The sequence below is a fragment of the Cryobacterium tagatosivorans genome, from assembly GCF_004402215.1.
In the GTDB taxonomy this organism is placed as follows: Bacteria; Actinomycetota; Actinomycetes; order Actinomycetales; family Microbacteriaceae; genus Cryobacterium; species Cryobacterium tagatosivorans.
In genome coordinates this window covers 22,838-41,539 of sequence record NZ_SOEZ01000014.1, presented here as the reverse complement: position 1 = coordinate 41,539, position 18,702 = coordinate 22,838, and the positions used below count along the sequence as shown (strand labels likewise).

Annotated in this window: 15 protein-coding genes, 2 tRNA genes and 3 pseudogenes; 9 read left to right on the top strand and 11 right to left on the bottom strand. The window is 68.5% G+C overall.

Features of this window, described 5'->3' with window-relative positions:
• Positions 1-92 precede the first annotated feature (92 nt).
• On the bottom strand, positions 93-248 hold the full coding sequence (locus tag E3O23_RS18335; RefSeq protein ID WP_198415111.1) for a hypothetical protein: 156 nt from the start codon (positions 246-248) through the stop codon (positions 93-95).
• A gap of 448 nt (positions 249-696) precedes the next feature.
• Positions 697-1,116, bottom strand: a pseudogene (locus E3O23_RS18820) (FAD-dependent monooxygenase); the annotation flags it as partial.
• Between the two features lie 163 nt (positions 1,117-1,279).
• On the opposite strand from E3O23_RS18820, the gene E3O23_RS18815 reads away from it, so the two are divergent.
• Positions 1,280-1,873, top strand: a complete 594-nt coding sequence (locus tag E3O23_RS18815; protein ID WP_166790385.1) for a hypothetical protein — start codon at positions 1,280-1,282, stop codon at positions 1,871-1,873.
• A gap of 72 nt (positions 1,874-1,945) precedes the next feature.
• Here the strand turns inward: E3O23_RS18815 and E3O23_RS02895 are convergent.
• The 4 genes from E3O23_RS02895 to galU form a co-directional block, all read right to left on the bottom strand.
• A tRNA-Ala gene (locus E3O23_RS02895) sits at positions 1,946-2,018 on the bottom strand.
• 63 nt (positions 2,019-2,081) lie between these two features.
• Positions 2,082-3,038, bottom strand: a complete 957-nt coding sequence (locus E3O23_RS02890; RefSeq protein ID WP_134488006.1) for a hypothetical protein — start codon at positions 3,036-3,038, stop codon at positions 2,082-2,084.
• Between the two features lie 53 nt (positions 3,039-3,091).
• Positions 3,092-3,751, bottom strand: coding sequence for a GNAT family N-acetyltransferase (locus E3O23_RS02885; RefSeq protein WP_134488004.1), 660 nt, complete (start codon positions 3,749-3,751; stop codon positions 3,092-3,094).
• Positions 3,752-3,812: 61 nt separating this feature from the next.
• Complete coding sequence (gene galU / locus E3O23_RS02880) at positions 3,813-4,706, bottom strand: UTP--glucose-1-phosphate uridylyltransferase GalU (RefSeq protein ID WP_134488002.1); 894 nt, start codon at positions 4,704-4,706, stop codon at positions 3,813-3,815.
• 33 nt (positions 4,707-4,739) lie between these two features.
• Here galU and E3O23_RS02875 point away from each other — a divergent pair, with 33 nt between their 5' ends.
• The 3 genes from E3O23_RS02875 (at position 4,740) to mscL (ending at position 6,231) form a co-directional block, all read left to right on the top strand.
• The gene (locus tag E3O23_RS02875; protein WP_134488000.1) at positions 4,740-5,327 is read left to right on the top strand and encodes a 5-formyltetrahydrofolate cyclo-ligase; all 588 of its coding nucleotides are present in this window, start codon (positions 4,740-4,742) and stop codon (positions 5,325-5,327) included.
• Positions 5,328-5,390: 63 nt separating this feature from the next.
• Entirely contained in the window at positions 5,391-5,789 is a 399-nt protein-coding gene (locus tag E3O23_RS02870; RefSeq protein ID WP_134487998.1) for an FmdB family zinc ribbon protein, read from the top strand.
• 13 nt (positions 5,790-5,802) lie between these two features.
• Positions 5,803-6,231 (top strand): large conductance mechanosensitive channel protein MscL, encoded by a 429-nt coding sequence (gene mscL / locus E3O23_RS02865; RefSeq protein ID WP_134487996.1) that lies wholly within the window; start codon positions 5,803-5,805, stop codon positions 6,229-6,231.
• Positions 6,232-6,253: 22 nt separating this feature from the next.
• On the opposite strand, the gene E3O23_RS02860 is transcribed toward mscL, so the two are convergent.
• From E3O23_RS02860 to E3O23_RS17975, 5 genes are all read right to left on the bottom strand, one after another.
• Positions 6,254-6,508, bottom strand: a complete 255-nt coding sequence (locus E3O23_RS02860; protein ID WP_134487994.1) for a hypothetical protein — start codon at positions 6,506-6,508, stop codon at positions 6,254-6,256.
• Positions 6,509-6,525: 17 nt separating this feature from the next.
• On the bottom strand, positions 6,526-10,290 hold the full coding sequence (locus tag E3O23_RS02855) for an ATP-binding protein (RefSeq protein WP_134487992.1): 3,765 nt from the start codon (positions 10,288-10,290) through the stop codon (positions 6,526-6,528).
• A gap of 70 nt (positions 10,291-10,360) precedes the next feature.
• Positions 10,361-11,377, bottom strand: coding sequence for a magnesium and cobalt transport protein CorA (locus tag E3O23_RS02850; protein ID WP_134487991.1), 1,017 nt, complete (start codon positions 11,375-11,377; stop codon positions 10,361-10,363).
• 301 nt (positions 11,378-11,678) lie between these two features.
• Positions 11,679-13,469, bottom strand: coding sequence for an acyl-CoA dehydrogenase (locus tag E3O23_RS02845; protein ID WP_134487989.1), 1,791 nt, complete (start codon positions 13,467-13,469; stop codon positions 11,679-11,681).
• Between the two features lie 75 nt (positions 13,470-13,544).
• A tRNA-OTHER gene (locus tag E3O23_RS17975) sits at positions 13,545-13,650 on the bottom strand.
• 259 nt (positions 13,651-13,909) lie between these two features.
• Here E3O23_RS17975 and E3O23_RS02840 point away from each other — a divergent pair.
• From E3O23_RS02840 to E3O23_RS02825, 5 genes and pseudogenes are all read left to right on the top strand, one after another.
• Positions 13,910-14,923, top strand: a pseudogene (locus E3O23_RS02840) (IS256 family transposase); the annotation flags it as partial.
• A 112-nt stretch (positions 14,924-15,035) separates the two neighbouring features.
• The gene (locus tag E3O23_RS02835; RefSeq protein WP_134487987.1) at positions 15,036-16,100 is read left to right on the top strand and encodes a tyrosine-type recombinase/integrase; all 1,065 of its coding nucleotides are present in this window, start codon (positions 15,036-15,038) and stop codon (positions 16,098-16,100) included.
• Positions 16,101-16,108: 8 nt separating this feature from the next.
• Positions 16,109-17,548: a tyrosine-type recombinase/integrase gene (locus E3O23_RS18665; RefSeq protein ID WP_198415108.1), complete on the top strand. Its 1,440-nt coding sequence runs from the start codon at positions 16,109-16,111 to the stop codon at positions 17,546-17,548.
• 50 nt (positions 17,549-17,598) lie between these two features.
• Complete coding sequence (locus E3O23_RS18660) at positions 17,599-18,045, top strand: hypothetical protein (RefSeq protein ID WP_255453280.1); 447 nt, start codon at positions 17,599-17,601, stop codon at positions 18,043-18,045.
• Between the two features lie 48 nt (positions 18,046-18,093).
• Positions 18,094-18,329: pseudogene (locus E3O23_RS02825) on the top strand (transposase); the annotation flags it as partial.
• Positions 18,330-18,702 lie beyond the last annotated feature (373 nt).

Genomic DNA, 18,702 nt, shown 5'->3' with positions numbered 1-18,702 from the left:
CCCACATCCCCCTGCCCGGACGCTGACTTGCGGACAAAGTACCTTCAATTTCGAAACGAAGGTACTTTCTCCGCATCTCAGCCGGGGTCCGGTCAGGGCCGAGGCAGCCACCGGTCGAGGTACATGCCCAGGCCGGTGAGCTCGGTTCCCGCCCCGCGGTAGCCGATGTGCCCGTCCAGGCGCACGAGCAGTTGCGTGGCGCGGCGGGAACTGACCGCGTGCCCCCCGCAGCGCCGTCGCGCGCGCACCCGGCCCCGTGGGCACCAGGCGGTGCACGGTGAGCGCCCTCCCCGCGGCGAGCCGAGGCGCGGGGCTGGGCTCCCAGCCGGGCCCGCACAAAAGCAGGTGCCAGCCGGGGGCGGCGATGAGGGTATGCAGGCTCGTGGGCCGGCCGCGCAGCACAATCTCGGCGTCGGGCAGCCGGTCGCCGGCCTGCGGTCCACCGCGCGGCACGCCCGGCCCGGTCACCGCCAGTGCGCCGCCGCGATAGCGGATGGCCAGCTGCGAGACGACCCGGAAGCCCAGCCGGCGCCCCAGCCGGATCCCGAGCACGATGGGCATCAGCCGCGGGGCGACCTCGGTGCGGATGAACCGCAGCAGCGGGTGGGTGGAGGTGGCCACGACGAACGCCCGGTCGGTGAACCGGAGCACCGCGCGGCCGACCGGGGCGCGCTCCGGCCCATAGGTGTCCAGGATCGCCGCCGGGGCAGCCCCCGCCAGGGTGAGGGCGAGTTTCCAGCCGAGGTTCACGGCATCCTGGATCCCGGTGTTCATCCCCTGGGCGCCGGCCGGGCTGTGGATGTGGGCGGCGTCCCCGGCGAGGAACACGCACCCCTGCCGGTAGCGGGCCGCTCCCCTGTTGTGCAGCCGGAAGTTCGTCATCCAGACCGGATCGCGCAGCCGGATCGACGGCGTGGCGAAGGCGTCGACCAGCGCCTGCACCTCGGCCAGGGTCGCCGGCTGCGAGGCCGGCGTGCTGTCCGTTCGGGGCCGCATGGCCATGACCCGCCAGGTTGCCGGCCGGCCCAGCGGGAAGAAGAACAGCATCCCCCGGCCCGACAGGAACACGTGGGCAGCCCCCGCTTCGAGCCCGTCCGCCTCCACGTCGGCCAGCACGAACGTCTGCGGGTACGCGCTGCCCGCGAAGCTGATCCCGGACTGCCGCCGAACTCCCTCCTTCCGCTCATCATCGTCGCCGCGGCCCCGCCGACACGGAGACACCCGGCCCCTCGGGGACGGACTGGCCGGCTATCTCGGCCTGGGCGATTCCGCCACGCGGGTGATCGAGCGATCGCTGCCCGTGGCCTCCGACGTGTTGAGCGCGCTGGGCTGGTTCGGCCTTCTGCTTCTCCTGGCCTCGGCCACGGCCTTCTCGCGGGCGCTCGATCGCTTCTACGCCCGGGTCTGGTCGACCAGGCGGCCGGGCCTCCGCGGCGCGTGGCGCTGGGTCGCGGTGCTGGCCGCCATCCTCCTCGGGTTGGCCGTGATCCAGTTCACCCGGTCGATCCTGCGATCGGAGGGAGGCTATGTCGTGCTGACGATCTCCGCCGAGTTCGTGCTCTGGACGCTCATCTGGCTCGCCGCCGGGTGGATCATCCTCAACCGGGCCGTCAGCATCCGTGCGCTGCTGCCCGGGGCCATGCTCTGCGGAGTCGGCCTCGCCGTGACCGGGAGCCTCGGGAGAATCTACCTCCCGATCGCCCTGACGTCGGCGGCGGAGCAGTTCGGCGCCCTCGGCATCACCATCGCCTACATCGGGTGGCTCTTCATCCTGATGTTCGTTGTCGTGGTGGGCGTGACGGTCGGACAGGTCCTCACGAACGACTACGGCCTCTTCGCCGGAGCGCGGACCGTCCTGAACGGACCGTCCTGAACGGCGCGGCCTGAACGGCAAGGCTTAAACGGAAAGGGCCCGCCGTGCGGCGGGCCCTTCCTGAAACAGCGGTGGAGCTAAGGAGATTCGAACTCCTGACCTCCTCGATGCGAACGAGGCGCGCTACCAGCTGCGCCATAGCCCCCGACTGCTACTGAAGAATATCATGCACGCGCCGGTGGTGTGCGCCGCCGACCGGGTGGGTCGACTATCCGACGGCCCGACGGCGACGGAGGACGGCATCGAGGTCGGTCATCCCGGGTGCGGTCTCGCCGACGACCCCCATCGAGGCGAATCGGTTGACGGCCGCGGGGCCGCCCGACGCGACGGACGGCTGCGCCGCGACACGTGCGGCGGCGGGGCGCGAGATCGGGGTGACCGCTGCGGCGATCCGGGCTGCACGGAGGGCTAGCTCGGATTCGGCGGCCGCCTTGCGCAGCTCGGCCGCGGCATCCACCGACGCCATCGCGGTCTGCGCGATCGAGCCCCTGGACAGGTGCAGCGGGCGCGGCAGGGGCTGCGGCGTCCAGGTCGCGTTCGCCACCGGGGTCTCGTCGAAGTGCACGGGTTCGAAACGCTGGGCCGTGAGGAATGCCGCGATCGGCGACGCCGCGACCACCCGGGCCGTACGGGCGATGCGGGCCAGCCGAGACAACGAGCCGAGCGCGGCGACGACGGCAACGCCGCCGACGGCGAGCACCGTCCACGAGCCGGACAGCAACGCGGTGACCGCGCCGCTCAGCAGCGAGACGAGGCCGGCCAGGAGCACGAGGGAGCTGAGGGCGCGCCACTTGCGCAGGCGCCGGAGGGCCAGCGCGGGCGACTCCGCCGAAGCGGAAGCTGAAGCGGCTCGCGCGGACGCCGCTGCGCGCCGGGCCGCTGCGGCGGCTTCCACCGCCTGCTTCGACTCGGCGCGGGCATCGTCCTCGGCCTGGGCGAGAAGTTTCTGTTGGGCGTTGACCGTGCGCGCGTTCGCCTCGAGCCGGACCTGCTGGGGCACTTCGGAGGTCTCGGCCATGATTCGGAGCGTCTGCTGCAGCCGAACGGCGTTCCGCTCGACGGCCAAATACTGGCGTCGACGGGACCAGGTCGGCATGAGATAGGTCACCCAGAGGGTGGCGGCGACCGCCACCATCACTCCACCGCCCAGCGCCTCGCTACTCATGGTCACTACGGTATGAGCGCGGAGCACTCCCGGGCATGATTACCAAGGGTGTGTCACCGCCCATTGGTGGGCAAAGGCCGCGCGGAGGCGGCGAGGTCCGCGGGCGACACGAGGGCGGCATCCGGGGGCACGAGCCCCTCGCGCCAGCGGCGCAACACCCCCTGCGGCAGCTCCTCGGCGACGAGGGCGAAACAGAAATGGTCGCGCCAGTCCCCGTTGATGTGGATGAAGCGGCGCCGGAGTCCCTCGTAACGGAAGCCGAGCTTCCCGACCACACGCAGCGAGGGGGCGTTCTCCGGCCGGATGCAGATCTCCATCCGGTGCAGCCCCAGTTCGGTGAAGCAGTAGTCCGTCGCCAGCGCGACCGCAGTCGGAGTGATCGACTTGCCGGCGAATTGCTGGCCCACCCAATAGCCGATCGTGGCCGACGATAGCGATCCCCAGGTGACCGACGACACGTTCAGCTGCCCGGCGAGCTCGCCCTCGTACTCGAGGACGAACGGCAGCCCGTGCCCGGCCCGGGCGTTGAGCAGCAGGTTGCGGATGCTCGCCCGCGTGTCGAAGGACATCGGCGCGTACGGGTTGGTCGCCTCCCAGGCGCGCAGCCACGCCCGGTTCTCCAGGAGCTCGCGCTCGAGGTTCTTCGAGTCGCGCACCCGGATCGGGCGCAGGGTGACGGGTCCCTCGTGGAGGGTCGGGATCGCGAATGGCACTGCTAGCCTGTCTGGTCGTGGGCCGCGGCCCGGTGGTTTGCGCCCACTGTAGCCGTCGTGGCTACTCCATGCGGCCGGCGAAATCGCGCAGCCAGGGGCGAAGCTCCGGGCCCAGGTCGTCGCGATCCACGGCGAGCTGGATGATGGCCTTGATGTAGTCGAGGCGGTCGCCGGTGTCGTAGCGCCGGCCGCGGAAAATCACTCCGTACACTCCCCCGGTCTCCTCCGGGCTGACGGCCATTTCCTGCAGGGCGTCGGTGAGCTGGATCTCGTTGCCCTTGCCCGGCTTGGTGTGCTCGAGCACGTCGAAGACCTCGGGGCGGAGCACGTAGCGTCCGATGATGGCGAGGTTCGAGGGGGCGTCGGCGGCGCTGGGCTTCTCGACCAGGCCGGTCACCCGCACGACGTCGGGATCATCCGTCGTCTCGATCGCCGCGGCGCCGTACATGTGGATCTGCGACGGGTCGACCTCCATCAAGGCGACGATGCTGGCGTTGCGCCGCTGTTGTTCGTCCAGCATCTTGTCCAGAAGAGGGTCGCGAGCGTCGATGATGTCGTCGCCCAGGAGCACGGCGAAGGGTTCGCGGCCGACGTGCATCTTCGCGCGCAGGATGGCGTGGCCGAGGCCCAGCGGGTCACCCTGGCGCACGTAGTGCATGTCGGCCAGGTCGGTGGACTCGTTGACCTTGGCCAGCTTGGTCAGGTCGCCCTTACGCTCGAGCAGGTCCTCCAGCTCGGTCATCCGGTCGAAGTGGTTTTCCAGCGAGTTCTTGTTGCGCCCGGTGATCATCAGCACGTCGTGCAGCCCCGCGGCGACGGCCTCCTCGACGACGTACTGGATGGCCGGCTTGTCGACGACGGGCAGCATCTCCTTCGGCATCGCCTTGGTTGCCGGCAGAAAACGCGTACCGAGTCCTGCTGCGGGAATAACGGCCTTAGTAATCGGGGTGCCCATGGGGTCAAGGGTATCGGCATCTAGGATGACTTTATGGACTCCGACATCCCTCACCGAAAGCGGGCGCTCCGCGCCGAGTTGCGGGAGCGCCGTCAGAACCTGACTTCCGTGGAGCGCGACACCGCAACCGCGGGCCTCACCGAGAACCTCCAGAGCCTCGCCATCGACCTCTCGGCCCGGTCGATTTCCTGTTACCTCTCCTCCCTCACCGAACCCAGCACCCGTCCCTTCGTGAACTGGGCGGAGGCCGACGGCATCCGTGTCCTGTTCCCGGTGTCGCGCGAGGACGGGCTGCTTGACTGGACCGTCGGTGAAGACAACGGCGAGACCGAGGGCCTCGCCGGGGTTCCGGAGGCCGCCGGCACCCTGCTCGGCCCGATCGCCATCAACGACGTCGACCTCATCATCGTTCCCGCCGCCGCCGTCGACAGTACCGGCATGCGGATGGGCTGGGGTCGCGGTTACTATGACAAAACCCTCGGATCCATGGACAAGTGCCCTCCGGTCTACGCCGTCGTGTTCGACAACGAGTTCGTCGACGAGGTACCCCGCGAGGTGCACGACCAGCCGGTCAACGGACTGGTCACTCCCACGAGAATCATCTCGTTCCAGAACGACTAAGACCACAAACCCTCAAGACCACTGGCCAGCCTTCGCTCGCCGTTCCATCAGCTGGAGATTGACGTGCCCACCTACTCGTACCGTTGCACGGAGTGCGACACCGCCTTCGACATCCAACAGTCCTTCACCGACGACTCGCTGACCGTGTGCCCCACCTGCCAGGGCAAGCTCCGCAAGGTGTTCTCCGCGATCGGGGTCAGCTTCACCGGGTCCGGCTTCTATCGCAATGACGCCCGGGCGGAAGCCGGCGCGTCCCGGGCCACGAAGTCCGGCGGCAAGAAGTCCGCCGAGAAGGGCTCGGACGGCTCGGCCGTGGGCACCTCCTCGGAGAAGCCGGCAAAGGCGGCCAAGGCGGCGGGCGAGAAGTCGTCCGGAGCGCCAGCCGCCAAGGAGAGCAAGCCGTCCGCTAGTGTCTCAGCAACGAAGTCGAATACGGGCTCCTCTGCCCCGAAGAAATCGTAAGGGACAATCGGTCATGCTCAAGGGATTCAGGGACTTCATCATGCGCGGCAACGTCATCGACCTCGCCGTCGCTTTCGTCGTTGGTGTTGCGTTCACCGCCGTGGTCACGGCGATCGTCGAGGGGATCTTCAACCCGCTGATCGCGACGCTGTTCAACGCGGAGAGCCTGGCCAAGTCGATGGTGGTGGAGCTGCCGGGCGGCGCGAAACTGTCGTTCGGGCTGGTGCTCGCGGCGATCATCACGTTCCTGCTGGTTGCGGCCGTCGTCTACTTCGTCTTCGTGATGCCGATCAACAAGATGAAGGAAACCCAGGAGCGCCGCCGCAAGGCGGGCCTTCCGGCCGGCGCCGACGCCGTCCCGGCGACCGAACTCGACCTGCTCACCGAGATCCGCGACCTGCTGGCGTCTCGCCAGAGCGAAGACCCCCGGCAGACGCCGTAACCCGCGGGCTCCCGCCCACCGGCTACCAGTGCGGCGGGCGGTCCCGCCGGAGCCGGTCGTCGTTCTCGCCGCGCGAGCCCTCCGCTGACGGCGCAGTCCCGCCCTCCTCGCGCTCGATCGGCACGTCCGGGCTGGGGTCCGTGTTCGGCGCGGGCAGCAGCCGGGCGCGCCGGGCGCCGCGCTGGCGCACGATCGGCTGCCGAGGCCCGGCGGTGTCGTCCTCGGCGCTCGCCCGGATTTCGGCGCTCGCGTCCTTGTCGGCGCCGGTGTCACTCATGGGAACAGGCTAGCCGGTCAGGCGCGGGGCGGAGTGACCGCGATCGGAGCCGTCGCGGCATCCGCGGCGGGTTCCGCCCGCTTGACCCCGGCGAGCGTCGCCACGCGCTGGGCGACGGCATCCGGGTTGCTGAAGAGCTCGAAGCTGTGCACCCGCAGGTAGTGCCAGCCGAGGCGGCGCAGCACCTCGGGGCGCAGCCGGAGCGACTCGCGCAGGCTGGCCCGGCCGACGACGGCATCGGTTTCGACGACGACCGCACGGCCGGCGTGCGAGGCGGCGAGCGCGAGCTTGCCGCGATGGCCGAGGGAGACCGTCAGGCCGAGCCGTTCGAGCCGGCCGGCCAGGTCGACGAGCATGGATTCGCTCGGGTCGGGCGCCTGGTTCTCCCTGGCTCGTGCCTCGGTTTCGCTGAGGACCTGGGAGAGCGCGAGGATGCCGTGGCGCTGGCGGTCCGCGTCGATGTCCTCGGGGCGGAAGCAGGAGACGATGTCCATCGCGCGCCTGGCGCGGGTCATGCCGATGGCCAGCAGGCGTTCCCCGCCAGGCTCGCCGAGGGAGCCGAAGTTGGAGAGCAGCCGGCCGTGCGGGGTGCGCCCGTAGCCGATCGAGAAGATGACCCGGTCGCGGCTCTGCGCGACGGCCTGCTCGAGCGTGAGCACGGTGAACGGCTCGGCCCGGTCCTTGAGGATGAAGTCGGAGAGGTCGGTGCGCTTGGAGAACGCGGCGAGCACGGCCTGGTGCACGCGCACGGAGTGCCGGGCGCTGGCGGTGATCACCATGAGCGACTCGCGGGGGCGCTTGACGGCGTGGTCGAGGACCAGCTCGACGACCTTGGCGACCTCGGCGTCGACGCTTTCGATGGCGCCGCTGTCGGCATCCGGCATGCCGTGGCCGCCGGCAACGTAGCTGAGGCTGAGGCTGCCGTGGCCGAGGAAGCTTCCGGCCCAGGGCAGGGAGTCGATCCGGCCGCCGTAGAAGCGGTGGTTGACGATCTCGGCGAGGTCTTCTCCCCCGGCCCGGTAGCTGCGGGTGAGGGTGAGCGTCGGCAGCAGTTCGCCGAGGCGGGCGAGGGCCGAGTCGGCGTGCAGCGCGTCGACGTTGTGCGGTTCGGTGTCGCCGGCGTCGCCGATGCCGGTCTCGAACGGTGACGGGGTCTGGGTGACCGGGTCGCCGAAGGCCACAACCTGCTTGCCGCGGCGAATCGCCCCGACGTTCTCGGCGAAGGTGGTCGCACCGGCGTCGACGAGCAGCACGGTGTCGAAGCTGAGCCGGTCGTCGAGGTCGGCGACCTCATACGGCGAGGCCAGCCAGACCGGCGCCAGCACCCGGCCCAGGTGGGGCGCGGCGTCGTGCAGCCTGGTCGGCGTGGCGCGGCCGGCACGGAGCAGCCGGCGCAGCTGGTCGGCCTCGTCGGGCCAGTCGACGACGCCGATCTTCCAGGTCTCGGCGAGCAGCCAGGCCACCAGCTGGCCGGTGGCGGAGGCGTGCGCCTCGTCGACGAGCCGGAAGTCGGCCTCGAGGCGGTCGAGCACCTGGGTGTTCGCGTTCAGGAGGGCCTTGTTGTCGCTCAGCATCGCCTCGAGCACGGACTGCCACCAGGCGAGTTCGAGTTCGTCGGCGACATCCTTCTCCGACACGTGCCGCTGGGCCAGGTCGGTCATCAGCGGGTCGAGGTTGTGTTCGCGCAGGGTGGCGAGCAGCGCGGTGCGCTCGTGCAGGTTCGCGAGCACCTCGCTCTCCGCGGCCAGGCCGGCGACCGTGTAGATCAGCTGCTTGATCGGGCGGTTGACCAGCTGGCGGGTGGTGCCCGCCGTGCCGAGCGGGACGTCGAGCAGGCCCAGGTCTTCGGCGACGCGCTGGTAGGCCACGTGCACGTCGTTGATGCCGACGGGCACCTCGGGGGTGGAGCCGGCGACGACGTAGCGCTGCCAGAGGGTGCGCTGCTGCTGGATGCGGCGGAGGCTCTCGTTCATGTCGCTGACGTGCACGCCGGGCCGCAGGTACTCGTCGGCCAGCTTCCGCAGCCGGCGACGGCTGCTGGAGGGCATGTCGGGCGAGTCGCGGCGGGCCGACGTCGCGGCGATCAGCTCGGTGAGCGGCCGGTCGTAGACGGCCGGCTGGAACCGGTCGAGCGTCTCGCGGATGTCGAGCAGGAGCCGCAGGTAGATGCCGAGTTCCGCGATGGTCTCGAAGGGACGCAGGCGGGTCTGCCCGACGAGCCCCGACGCGCGCTCGAGCAGGCGCGGCAGTTCGATCTGGTTGACCCGCTTGGCCAGCTGGTGCGCCGACGACGCCTCGGCGGTCGAGGTGAAGGTCGCCCCGTACCAGGGCGAGTCGCCCGGGCCGTAGCGGAACTCGCCAAGCGCCGCCGCCTTGATCAGGGTCGCTGCGGCGGCCCCGCGGTTGTACGCGAGGCGTTCGAGGGCGCCGCGGTCCAGCCGCGCGGTCGTGGAGGGCGGGGACGGGAGCTGGGCGAGGCGGGCGAGTTCGCCGAGCGCGTCGAGCACTGATACGCCGAGCGCGGAGTCGCGCCGGGACAGGGCAGAGCGGTAGTCGAGGAGCACCTTGCGGAGGCGGACGAGCGCGTCGTCGACGTCGCCGACCCGGGGCTGGGTGGCCTTCTCGTTGCGCGTGATGGACTGCACGAGGTCGCGCCGCAGGTTGCGCGGGGTGACCGCGACGCCGGGCAGGCCGACCTGCACGAGGCGGTGGGCGATGCCGTCGAGGCTGGACCGGCGGGCGCTGACCACGAGCACGCGCCTGTGCTGGGAGATCAGCGCGCCGATGGCGTTGACGATCGTCTGCGTGCCGCCGGTGCCCGGCAGCGTCTTGACGACGAGCGAATTGCCGGCGGCGATCTGCGCGATGACGTTTTCCTGCTCCGGGTCGGCGTCGAGCAGCAGGATGTCGGTGGCCGGCGGGCGCACGTCCTGGCCGATCGGCACGACGGGGTTGTAGGCCGTCTCGATGGCGCGGCGGGCGGACGGGTTCCCGGCGACCGCGTCGAGGAGCGGGTGGTCCAGCCGGGTGATGTCGGCGGCGAGCGACCGGCCGACATCGGCGAAGGAGGAGACGACGAGGCGCGGGACGACGTTGAACCACGGCAGGTGCGAGGTGAGGCCGCGCAGGCGGTCGATCACCGGTTGGGGCTTGAACGCGCCGTTGGTCACGGCGAGGGCCACGAAGGCGTCGGCGTCGAGGGTGATCTGGAACTGGTCGTGCAGGGCGCGGGCGAGTTCCGGATTGAGGAACGGCTGGCCCTTGAGCTTGAGCTCGAAGTCGCGCCCGTAGCGCCGGATCGCCAGTGGGCGCAGCAGGATGGGCGCGCTGAACTCGGTCTCGTCGTTCTTCCACTGGGCGAGGCCGATGGCGAGGTTGACCGATTCGATCCCGCGCATGGAGCGCAGCTCGATGCCCTTCTGGGTGATCTCGTTGGCGGCCAGCCGGGCGTTGCGCAGCGCGAGCTCGTCGCGGATCAGGTTGGAGAGCAGCGTGGTCTTGCCGGTGATGAACTGCGGCAGTCCGCCGGGGTGCGTCGCGCTCAGTTCGATCCGTGTGCGCGGGCCGTCGTTGAAGTGCAGCAACGGGGACCTGCCGCCGACCGCGGCGAGTTCGTCGCGCCAGCGCTGCCAGGTCGGTTCGGCAATATTGCCGGCCACGAGGGAAGGATCGCCCAGGCTCACGGTGTGCGGGGAGGTCGAATTTTGCGCGTCGGGGCCGGACGCATCCGTGTACTCCGACAGGATGCCGTCGTCATCTTGTTTTTTATCGAGGCGCCACACAGGGACACCCTAATTGGGACTGGGCGGGTTTGCGGGTAGGCGCCCCCGAGTTTCGCGTGATCACGGGCGATCAGAGCCAATTGCGCTTCTTGAAGACGATGTAGAGGCCGAAGCCCATTCCGACCATGAGCGCGACGGCGAACGGGTAGCCCCATTCCCAGAGCAGCTCGGGCATGTGCCGGAAGTTCATGCCGTAGATCGTGCCGATCAGCGTGGGCGCGAACAGGATGGCCGCCCAGCCGGAGATCTTTTTGACCTCTTCGCTCTGCGCGAGGCTCGTCTCGGAGAGGCTGCGGGTTTCGTCGTTCTGGCGCTGGTTCACGAGGGTGCTGTGCACCGTGAGCGCGTTGGACAGGAGTTCCCGGAACGCGTCCCCGCGCTCCACCACGCGGATGGTGTGGTCGAGCACGTCGCGCAGGTGGTGCCGGATTTCCACGTCGACGTTGTATTTCTCGAATCCGCGCTGGAGGGATTCCATCATGCCCACCAGCGGCTGCGTCGCCCGCTGGAACTCGATCACCTCGCGGGAGAGCGCGTAGATGCGGCGGGACACCTCGGGGTCGCCGGTGAAGAGCTGGTCCTCGATCTCGTCGATGTCGTTTTCGAGCCCGGCGACGACGGGCCCGTACTCGTCGACGACCTGGTCGAGGATCGCGTAGAGCACGGCCTCGGGCCCGAGGGCCAGCAGCGCCGGATTCTCCTCCATGCGGCGGCGCACGACGGCGAGGTTGGGCGACTCGGCGTGACGGATGGTCAGCACGAAGTCGGGCCCGATGAAGAGGTGCACCTCGCCGAATTCGACGCGTTCCTCCGCGTCGATGTATCGTGCCGGGCGCAGCACAAGGAAGGCGATGTCGTCGAAGCGCTCGAGCTTGGACCGCTGGTGGCCCTTGAGGGCATCTTCAACCGACAGGTGGTGCAGGCTGAACTCTTCGGCGACCGAGCGCACTTCCTGCTCGGTCGGCCGGTACATGCCGATCCAGGCGAAGCCCGCGTTGGCCTTGAGGACCTCGTAGGTCTCGTCGAGCGTGACCGGCGTCGCCACCCGTCGACCGTCCACGTAGATCGCATTGTCGATCAGCGCCATGGGTTCTCCTTCGCTTGCGATAACCAGTGTCGCAGGGGCGGGAGGAACTGTGGCGCAGGCCGGTCGGGCCGGGCATGCGAAAGGGGGCCAAACCCGAATTGGCCCCCCTCGCAATTCCTGGCCAGGGCGACAACCCGAATGTCTCCTGAACCGGCGATGCAGCTCGAGGAGCGTGCATCGTGTTCCATAGTCTGCGGCAGCGCCGACCGCTCCGGTAGTCAGCTCTTTGGGGGACCGCCGCGCGTTGCGGATCGGCCGCCGCCGCGCGTCAGCCGAGCGCCGATCGAACGCCGGTCGAGCCTCAGCCGCGGCGGAGGGCGCCCGCCAGCCGGCCGGGGTCCAGCGCGAACAGGTCGCGGGATCCGGCGGTTGCGGCGCCGAGCAGGCCCGCGCACTGCGGCAGGAGCTGTTCCGCGTAGAACCGGGCGAGCACGAGCTGGGTCTCCGCCATCTCGGCGTCGCCCGTGGCGGGGCCGGCCAGGGCCGAGCGGGCCAGCAGCCATCCCCCGACGCAGAGCCCCCACATGCGCAGGTAGGGCGTGGAGCCGGACAGCGCGGAGTCGGGGTCGGTGCTTCCGGTGGCGAGCATCCACGCTGTGGCCGTTTCGAGGGCGTCGAACTGCCGGCCGAGCTCCATCCGGATCAGGTCGAATTCGTCGCCGGCCTGCGCCAGCTCCGCCTCGACCTCGCGCATGGTCGCGATGAACTCCATCACCGAGGCGCCGCCGCGCACGCCGAGCTTGCGGCCGACGAGGTCCGCGGCCTGGATGCCGTTGGTTCCCTCGTAGATCGGGGTGATCCTCACGTCGCGGTAGTGCTGCGCGGCGCCGGTCTCCTCGATGAAGCCCATGCCGCCGTAGACCTGCAGCGCCAGGGAGGTGAGCTCGGTGCCGAGGTCGGTGCCGAACGACTTGCAGATCGGGGTGAGCAGGCCGACGATCTCGACGGCCCGCGCGACGGCCCGCTCGTCCTGCTCGTGGCTGGCGTGGTCCATCTGCACGGCGTTGAAGAGCATCATCCGGCGAAGCGCCGCGAGGTAGGCCCGCTGGGTCATCAGCAGCCGGCGCACGTCGGGATGCTCGATGATCGCCGAGTCCTTCCCCTCGGCACCGATCGCCAGGCCCTGCCGGCGGTCCTGGGCGAAGTCGAGCGCCTGCTGGTAGGCGCGCTCGCCGATCGCCAGGCCCTGGGTGCCGACGGAGAGCCGGGCGCTGTTCATCATCACGAACATGATCCGCATGCCGAGGTTCTCCTCGCCGATGAGGTAGCCCGTCGCGCCCTCGTAGGAGAGCACGCAGGTCGGCGAGCCGTGGATGCCGAGCTTGTGCTCGATCGAGAGGCAGGTGACCGGGTTGTGTTCGCCGAGCGATCCGTCCACGTTCACGAGGAACTTGGGAACGATGAAGCAGGAGATGCCCCGGGTGCCGGCGGGGGCACCGGGAGTGCGGGCGAGCACGAGGTGCACGATCTGCTCGGCCAGGTCGTGCTCGCCGTAGGTGATGAAGATCTTCTGGCCGGTGATGGCGAAGGTCCCGTCACCGTTCGGCACGGCACGCGTGGCGAGCGCCCCGACATCCGACCCGGCCTGCGGCTCGGTGAGGTTCATTGTGCCGGTCCACTCGCCGCTGATCATTTTCGGCAGGTAGCGCTGCTTCTGCTCCGCGTCGCCGTAGTGCAGGAGCGCGTCGATGGCGCCCTGGGTGAGCAGGGGGCAGAGGGCGAAGGCCATGTTCGCGGAGGCCGTCATCTCCTGGATCGCGAGGTTCACCGACCAGGGGAATGCGCCGCCGCCGAATTCCTCCGGGAACGGGACCGAGCCCCATCCGGCGTCGACGTACTGGCGGTAGGCCTCCTTGAACGGGGCGGGCGTGACGACGGAACCGTCGGGCTCGCGCCGGGCACCTTCGACGTCGCCGGGCTGGTTGGTCGGCGCCACGACCTTGGCCATGAAGTCGCCGCACTGCTCGAGGAGGTCGACCACGGTGTCGAGGTCGGCATGCTCGTAGCCGGGCAACCGGGCGACGCCCGGGTAACCCACGACATGCTCGAGGACGAAGGCGAGATCGGTCAGGGGAGGTCTGTAGGTGCTCACGGTCGTCAGCGTAGCCCAGCCTCCAACTTCCGCCGCAAGGCGTTGTAGGAAGTGTCCAAATCACTGGCGTTGAAGTGCCCCTGGAGGGATTCGAACCCCCAACCGTTTCCTTAGGACGGAAAAGGGAAACGGTAGCCTCGGAAATCCCGCAGATGCCCGCCAGATAAGGGATACAGAGGGCATCGATCGGATGCGACGTCCCGGAATCGCCCCCCTCACAGCGCCTATTGTCCCCACGTTAAGGACTGGTAAACGCGGGATGAAGCTGTCCCCGCGCATGGAACAGGCATGAACCCTCAACACGACCCCGGGTCGTTTGGGTTGCGTCCCCGTGAGTGGTGTGGTTTCCCCGCTCGTGAGCGTTGCTTCGTCAACGTAAAGAGCCACCGTGCGATGGTCAGTGAGTACCGACTAAAGCAACTCACGAAGGACACCACACGATGGCTCTAGACCAGTCTGCCCTGCTCAACCTGCTGGGAGAACTCAAACTCACCGATGTCACCGATCGCATCCGCGTCGCGACCGAAACTCTCTATCAAGAACTGATCGATGCGGAAGCGAGCGCGTTCATCGGCGCCGCCCCGTTCGAGCCCTCCGGCGACCGCACCACCTACCGCAACGGCACCCGGCCGAGGACCTTGTCGACCACGGCCGGGGACCTCGACTTGAAGATCCCCAAGCTGCGCGCCGGGTCGTTCTTCCCCGCCCTGCTGGAGCGGCGCCGCCGCGTGGACCAGGCCCTGTTCGCGGTCGTGATGGAGGCCTACGTGCACGGCGTTTCGACCCGCAAGGTCGACGACCTCGTCAAAGCGCTCGGCGCTGACACCGGCATCTCCAAGTCCGACGTGTCCCGGATCTGCGCGGGCCTCGACGCGGAAGTAGCAGAGTTCCGCGACCGGACCCTGGCCGCGCAGGACTTCCCCTACGTGTTCCTCGACGCCACCTACTGCAAGGCCAGAGTCGGGCACCGAATCGTGTCCCAAGCCGTCGTCGTCGCCGTCGGAGTGGCCGCCGACGGGCGCCGGGAAGTGCTCGGCTTCGACGTCGGCGACAGCGAGAACGAAGGCTTCTGGACCAGCTTCCTGCGGTCGCTGAAGACCCGCGGCCTGGGCGGGGTGAAGCTGGTCATGTCTGACGCCCACACCGGGCTCAAGAAGGCCATCGGGACCGTGTTCCAGGGCGCCGGCTGGCAGAGATGCCGGGTCCACTTCATGCGCAACGTCCTCGCGGTGGTGCCGAACGGGTCCCAGGAGATGGTGGCCTCGATCATCCGCACGATCTTCGCCCAGCCCGACCGCGAGCACATCGAGAAACAGTTCCGCGAGGTCACCACGATGCTCGGCCGGTCCCATCCGAAGGTCGCCGCGATGCTCACCGATGCCCAACCAGACCTGCTCGCGTTCGCGGCTTTCCCGCGTCGCCACTGGCGCCAGATCTGGTCGACCAACCCGCTATCTGTTAACCGGCTCTCGAACGACACGTCCCTCTCGACACTTCCGATGACGAGGGTTCCGCGATCGTTGGGGTGGAAGCTGGTGGAGATCGACGGACAAAGGAGTTCAGGCTATGACCGTTTCAGCGAGGAAGCTCGAGGGTGCGTTCCGCATCGTGGGCGATTGGGGCGACGCCGCATCGGCGAATGCCTTTCTCGGTCACCTCGATGCTCGGGCGTTCAGCCCGAGCACGGTTCGCTCCTACGCGTTCGATATCGTCAACTTCGCACGGTTTCTGTTGGCGAGGGGCAGCACCCTTGTCGAGGTCTCGCCGATGATGGTCTTCGAGTGGATCGATTGGCAGGGCGTTCATTCACACGGCACATCTGACCGGGTCGAGGAAGCTTCGGGCGCAGTGCGCACTGCGGCAGCGTCGACGGCCAATCGCCGGGTCGCGGCGGTGAGGGCGTTGTTCGAATACTTGGTGATGGCCGGCGCTTGCCCCAGCAATCCTGTCCCGTCTCCGCGACGGCGCAGTAGCCCGGGCGCCTCGACCCGCTGCCTGCTGGGTCATCTGGGCGCCGGTCGCTCACGCGGTGGGGGACGGCTGGTGCGTCAGCCCCAGTTGCTGCCGGAATCGCTGCCCGTTAGCGACGTCGACCGTTTCCTGCGTTCGTTGGATACGCACCGCGACCGCGCGATCGTGTTGGTGATGCTGCTGGGCGGTTTGCGGGCCGCGGAAGTGCGCGGGCTGCAGCTATCCGACGTCGACCTCGGGCGCTGCCGGCTGCGCGTCGTGGGCAAAGGATCCAAAGAAGGGCACATCCCCGTCGATGGCGCTTTCTTTACCGAGGTCGCCGCCTACCTCCGTCACGAGCGCCCCACCGGGGTGAATTCATCGGAGTGTTTCCTCGTGTTGAGAGGGCCAACCACGGGACAACCGTTGACGGAAGCGGGGCTGCGCGGGGTGTTCCGCCGCCACCGGGAGGCATCGGGGGCGACCCGGGTGCGTCCCCACCGGTTGCGGCACACCTATGGCACCGAGCTGGCCTCGGCCGGTATCGACCTGTTGGCACTGCGGGAGCTGATGGGCCACGTTTCCCCGGACACCACCGCCCGCTACGTCCACCTGAGTATCGAACACCTCGCCGCCGAATATGGCGCCGCCCGCGCAACCCTTGCCGCCAACGCCCGATGACGATCATCATGACCACCACATCCCTGCCTCCAGTGCTGACGCTGCGAGACGGCTACCTCGACAATCTGTCGGTTCTCGGCCTGGGGCCCAGGGCTATGCGGGACCGCGCTCGGATCGTTGACGCTTTCCTCGGCAATCACCCAGACCTGGTCGAGTGGATGAACCTCCCGGCGTTGTCTCGCTGCGAGGAGCTGGCTCGCACCGGCGCCTGGCCCGTCATCGTCTATGCCGTCGCCCATAACGGCCTGCTACTGGACTTGGAACTGATTGGGGCGAAGAACCTCACAGGCATCGGCGCCGCGATCGAGACGCGCGACCCGGATGGATTCGCCCGGATGCGCGCCGCCGGCAACCGGCTCGGATGGACATCGAAATGGGTCGAAACCCTTCTCGGTGAAGGCCTGGCCGTGCTCCTAGCCTGGACGGGAGGAACAACGGCGCAGCTCACCACCGACATCATCGACGCGTTCGAAACGGGACTCATCGCCACGACGACACTGACGCCGTCGATGCTCCGCGCCTACCGCGCACGGTTGGCAGGGCTGAGAGCGATCCTGTTCGACACCAAAGTGATCGACACTCCACCTCGGCGGCGGCCCACCGCGTCGAGTTACGAGGAACGCTTCGCGGCGGTGGAGATGGCGCCCTCGTTGCGCAAAACATTCCTGCGTTACGTCACCGTCCGCTCCGCAGTGGCCCGTCCCAGCACGGTGGACTGCCTGATCAATGACCTGCTGCCGTTTGCGGAATACCTCACCGCCCACGCGCCGGAGATACGACACCTCCATCACCTGCGACGCCACCACATCGAGGCCTACCTGATCTGGAACCGCCACCGGTCCTGGCGCGGACGCCATGCCGCCGCCGGCGCAGGCCGCACCGTCTCGACCGCTGTCGCGCAGGCGGCGGTATTGACACTGCGGAACATGCTCGACGACATCACCGACTGGGGCTGGAAAGACGTCCCCACTCGCCGGCTGGTATTCCGGGCCGACATCCCCAAGCTCGGTCAGCCGCTGCCGCGCGCTCTCGCCCCCGACATCGACGCGGCGCTGATGGCAGCCGTTGACGCCCTCGACGATCCCTTCGCCCGCGTCGCGGTGACGGTGTTGCGCCACACCGGATTGCGCATCGGTGAGCTCCTCGACCTGGAACTGGGAAGCGTCTATGACTACGGCCCCGCCGGCTCCTGGCTGAAAGTCCCCCTCGGCAAACTCGCCACCGAGCGGATGGTCCCCCTGGACGCGACCGCGCTGGCCGCCCTCGACCAATGGACTGGGCAGCGCGGTCCCTCACGGGCGCTGCCCCACCCCCGGACCGGCACGGTCACAGACTTCCTCTTCACCAACCACGGCCGACGACTGGGTCCGACCCGGATCCGCAACGGCCTGATCGCTGCCAGCACCGCTGCGGGACTCCGCGGCACCGATGGGGCTGACTGTCGGTGACGCCGCACCAACTCCGCCACACCTGGGCCACCGAGCTCGCCAATGCCGGGATGAGCCTGCAAGCGCTGATGGCGCTGCTGGGCCACGCGACCGCCCAAATGACCGTCCGGTATGCCACCCTCGCCTCGCCGACGCTGCGAGTCGCCTACGACGACGCCGTCGGCAAAATGCGCCGACAATTGACTCTCACTCCGGTCGGCCGCCCGATCGTTCCCGACAAAGTGGCCTGGCTCAACAGCGAGATGATCAAAACCCGTGTCGCCCACGGATATTGCTCCCGGCACGAAAGCGCCGGCGCCTGTTCCTATGCGAACATCTGTGAGAACTGCGCCAACTTCACGACCGGCCCCGAGTTCACCGACGCTCTCGCCGAGCAACTCGACGACGTCCAAGCGCTCACAGCCGATGCCGAACAACGCGGCTGGGACGGTGAAGCAGCCAGACACGCCACCACCGCGGCAGCCCTCACCAGCCACCTCCGCCAAGTCCGACGGTGACACCGAAAATCCCAATCCTCTTGACCTGACAACGAGAGCCGGTTAATGGAACGGGTCAACAAGGAGATCAAACGCCGCACCGACGTCGTCGGTGTGTTCCCCAACGCCGCGACCCTGCTGCGCCTGGCCTGGCCGGGTCGGTTCTGATCGAGCAGCACGACGAGTGGGAAGCCGGCGAACGCCGCTACTTCTCCGAGGCCTCGATGCTCGAGCTGGCCGTCATGAACAACCCCGTCGAGGTCATCGACGAGGCGGTGATCCTCCCAGAACTCGCCGCAGCCTAAACTAGAACAACTGACCCGCACGGTGTTGAGAAACTCCACCACTCAGCGGGACGTGACCGTCGTTTGCGAAACTGTTCGTGAAACTGCCCCAAAGAAACAAAAAGAAATCGCTCCTGAGAATTCTCAGGAGCGATTTCTGGTTTCTGCGACTTTCGCGTCAGTTCCTGACCGCGAATTGTCGTTCAGGGAGGGGTTCCAGTCGGTTTTGGCGGTTTTTGCGCGCGTTGGATTGTCTTGAGTGCTGGGTGGTTTGCCCTCTCGGGCGGTGATGTGGCAATTCGCGTTGGCATCACGTGTCCTGACGCTTCGCGATGTCCCGCAAGGCGGCCCGAATCGCGCGATTTGAGTGAGGTAGTCCACGCGCGTCCACGGA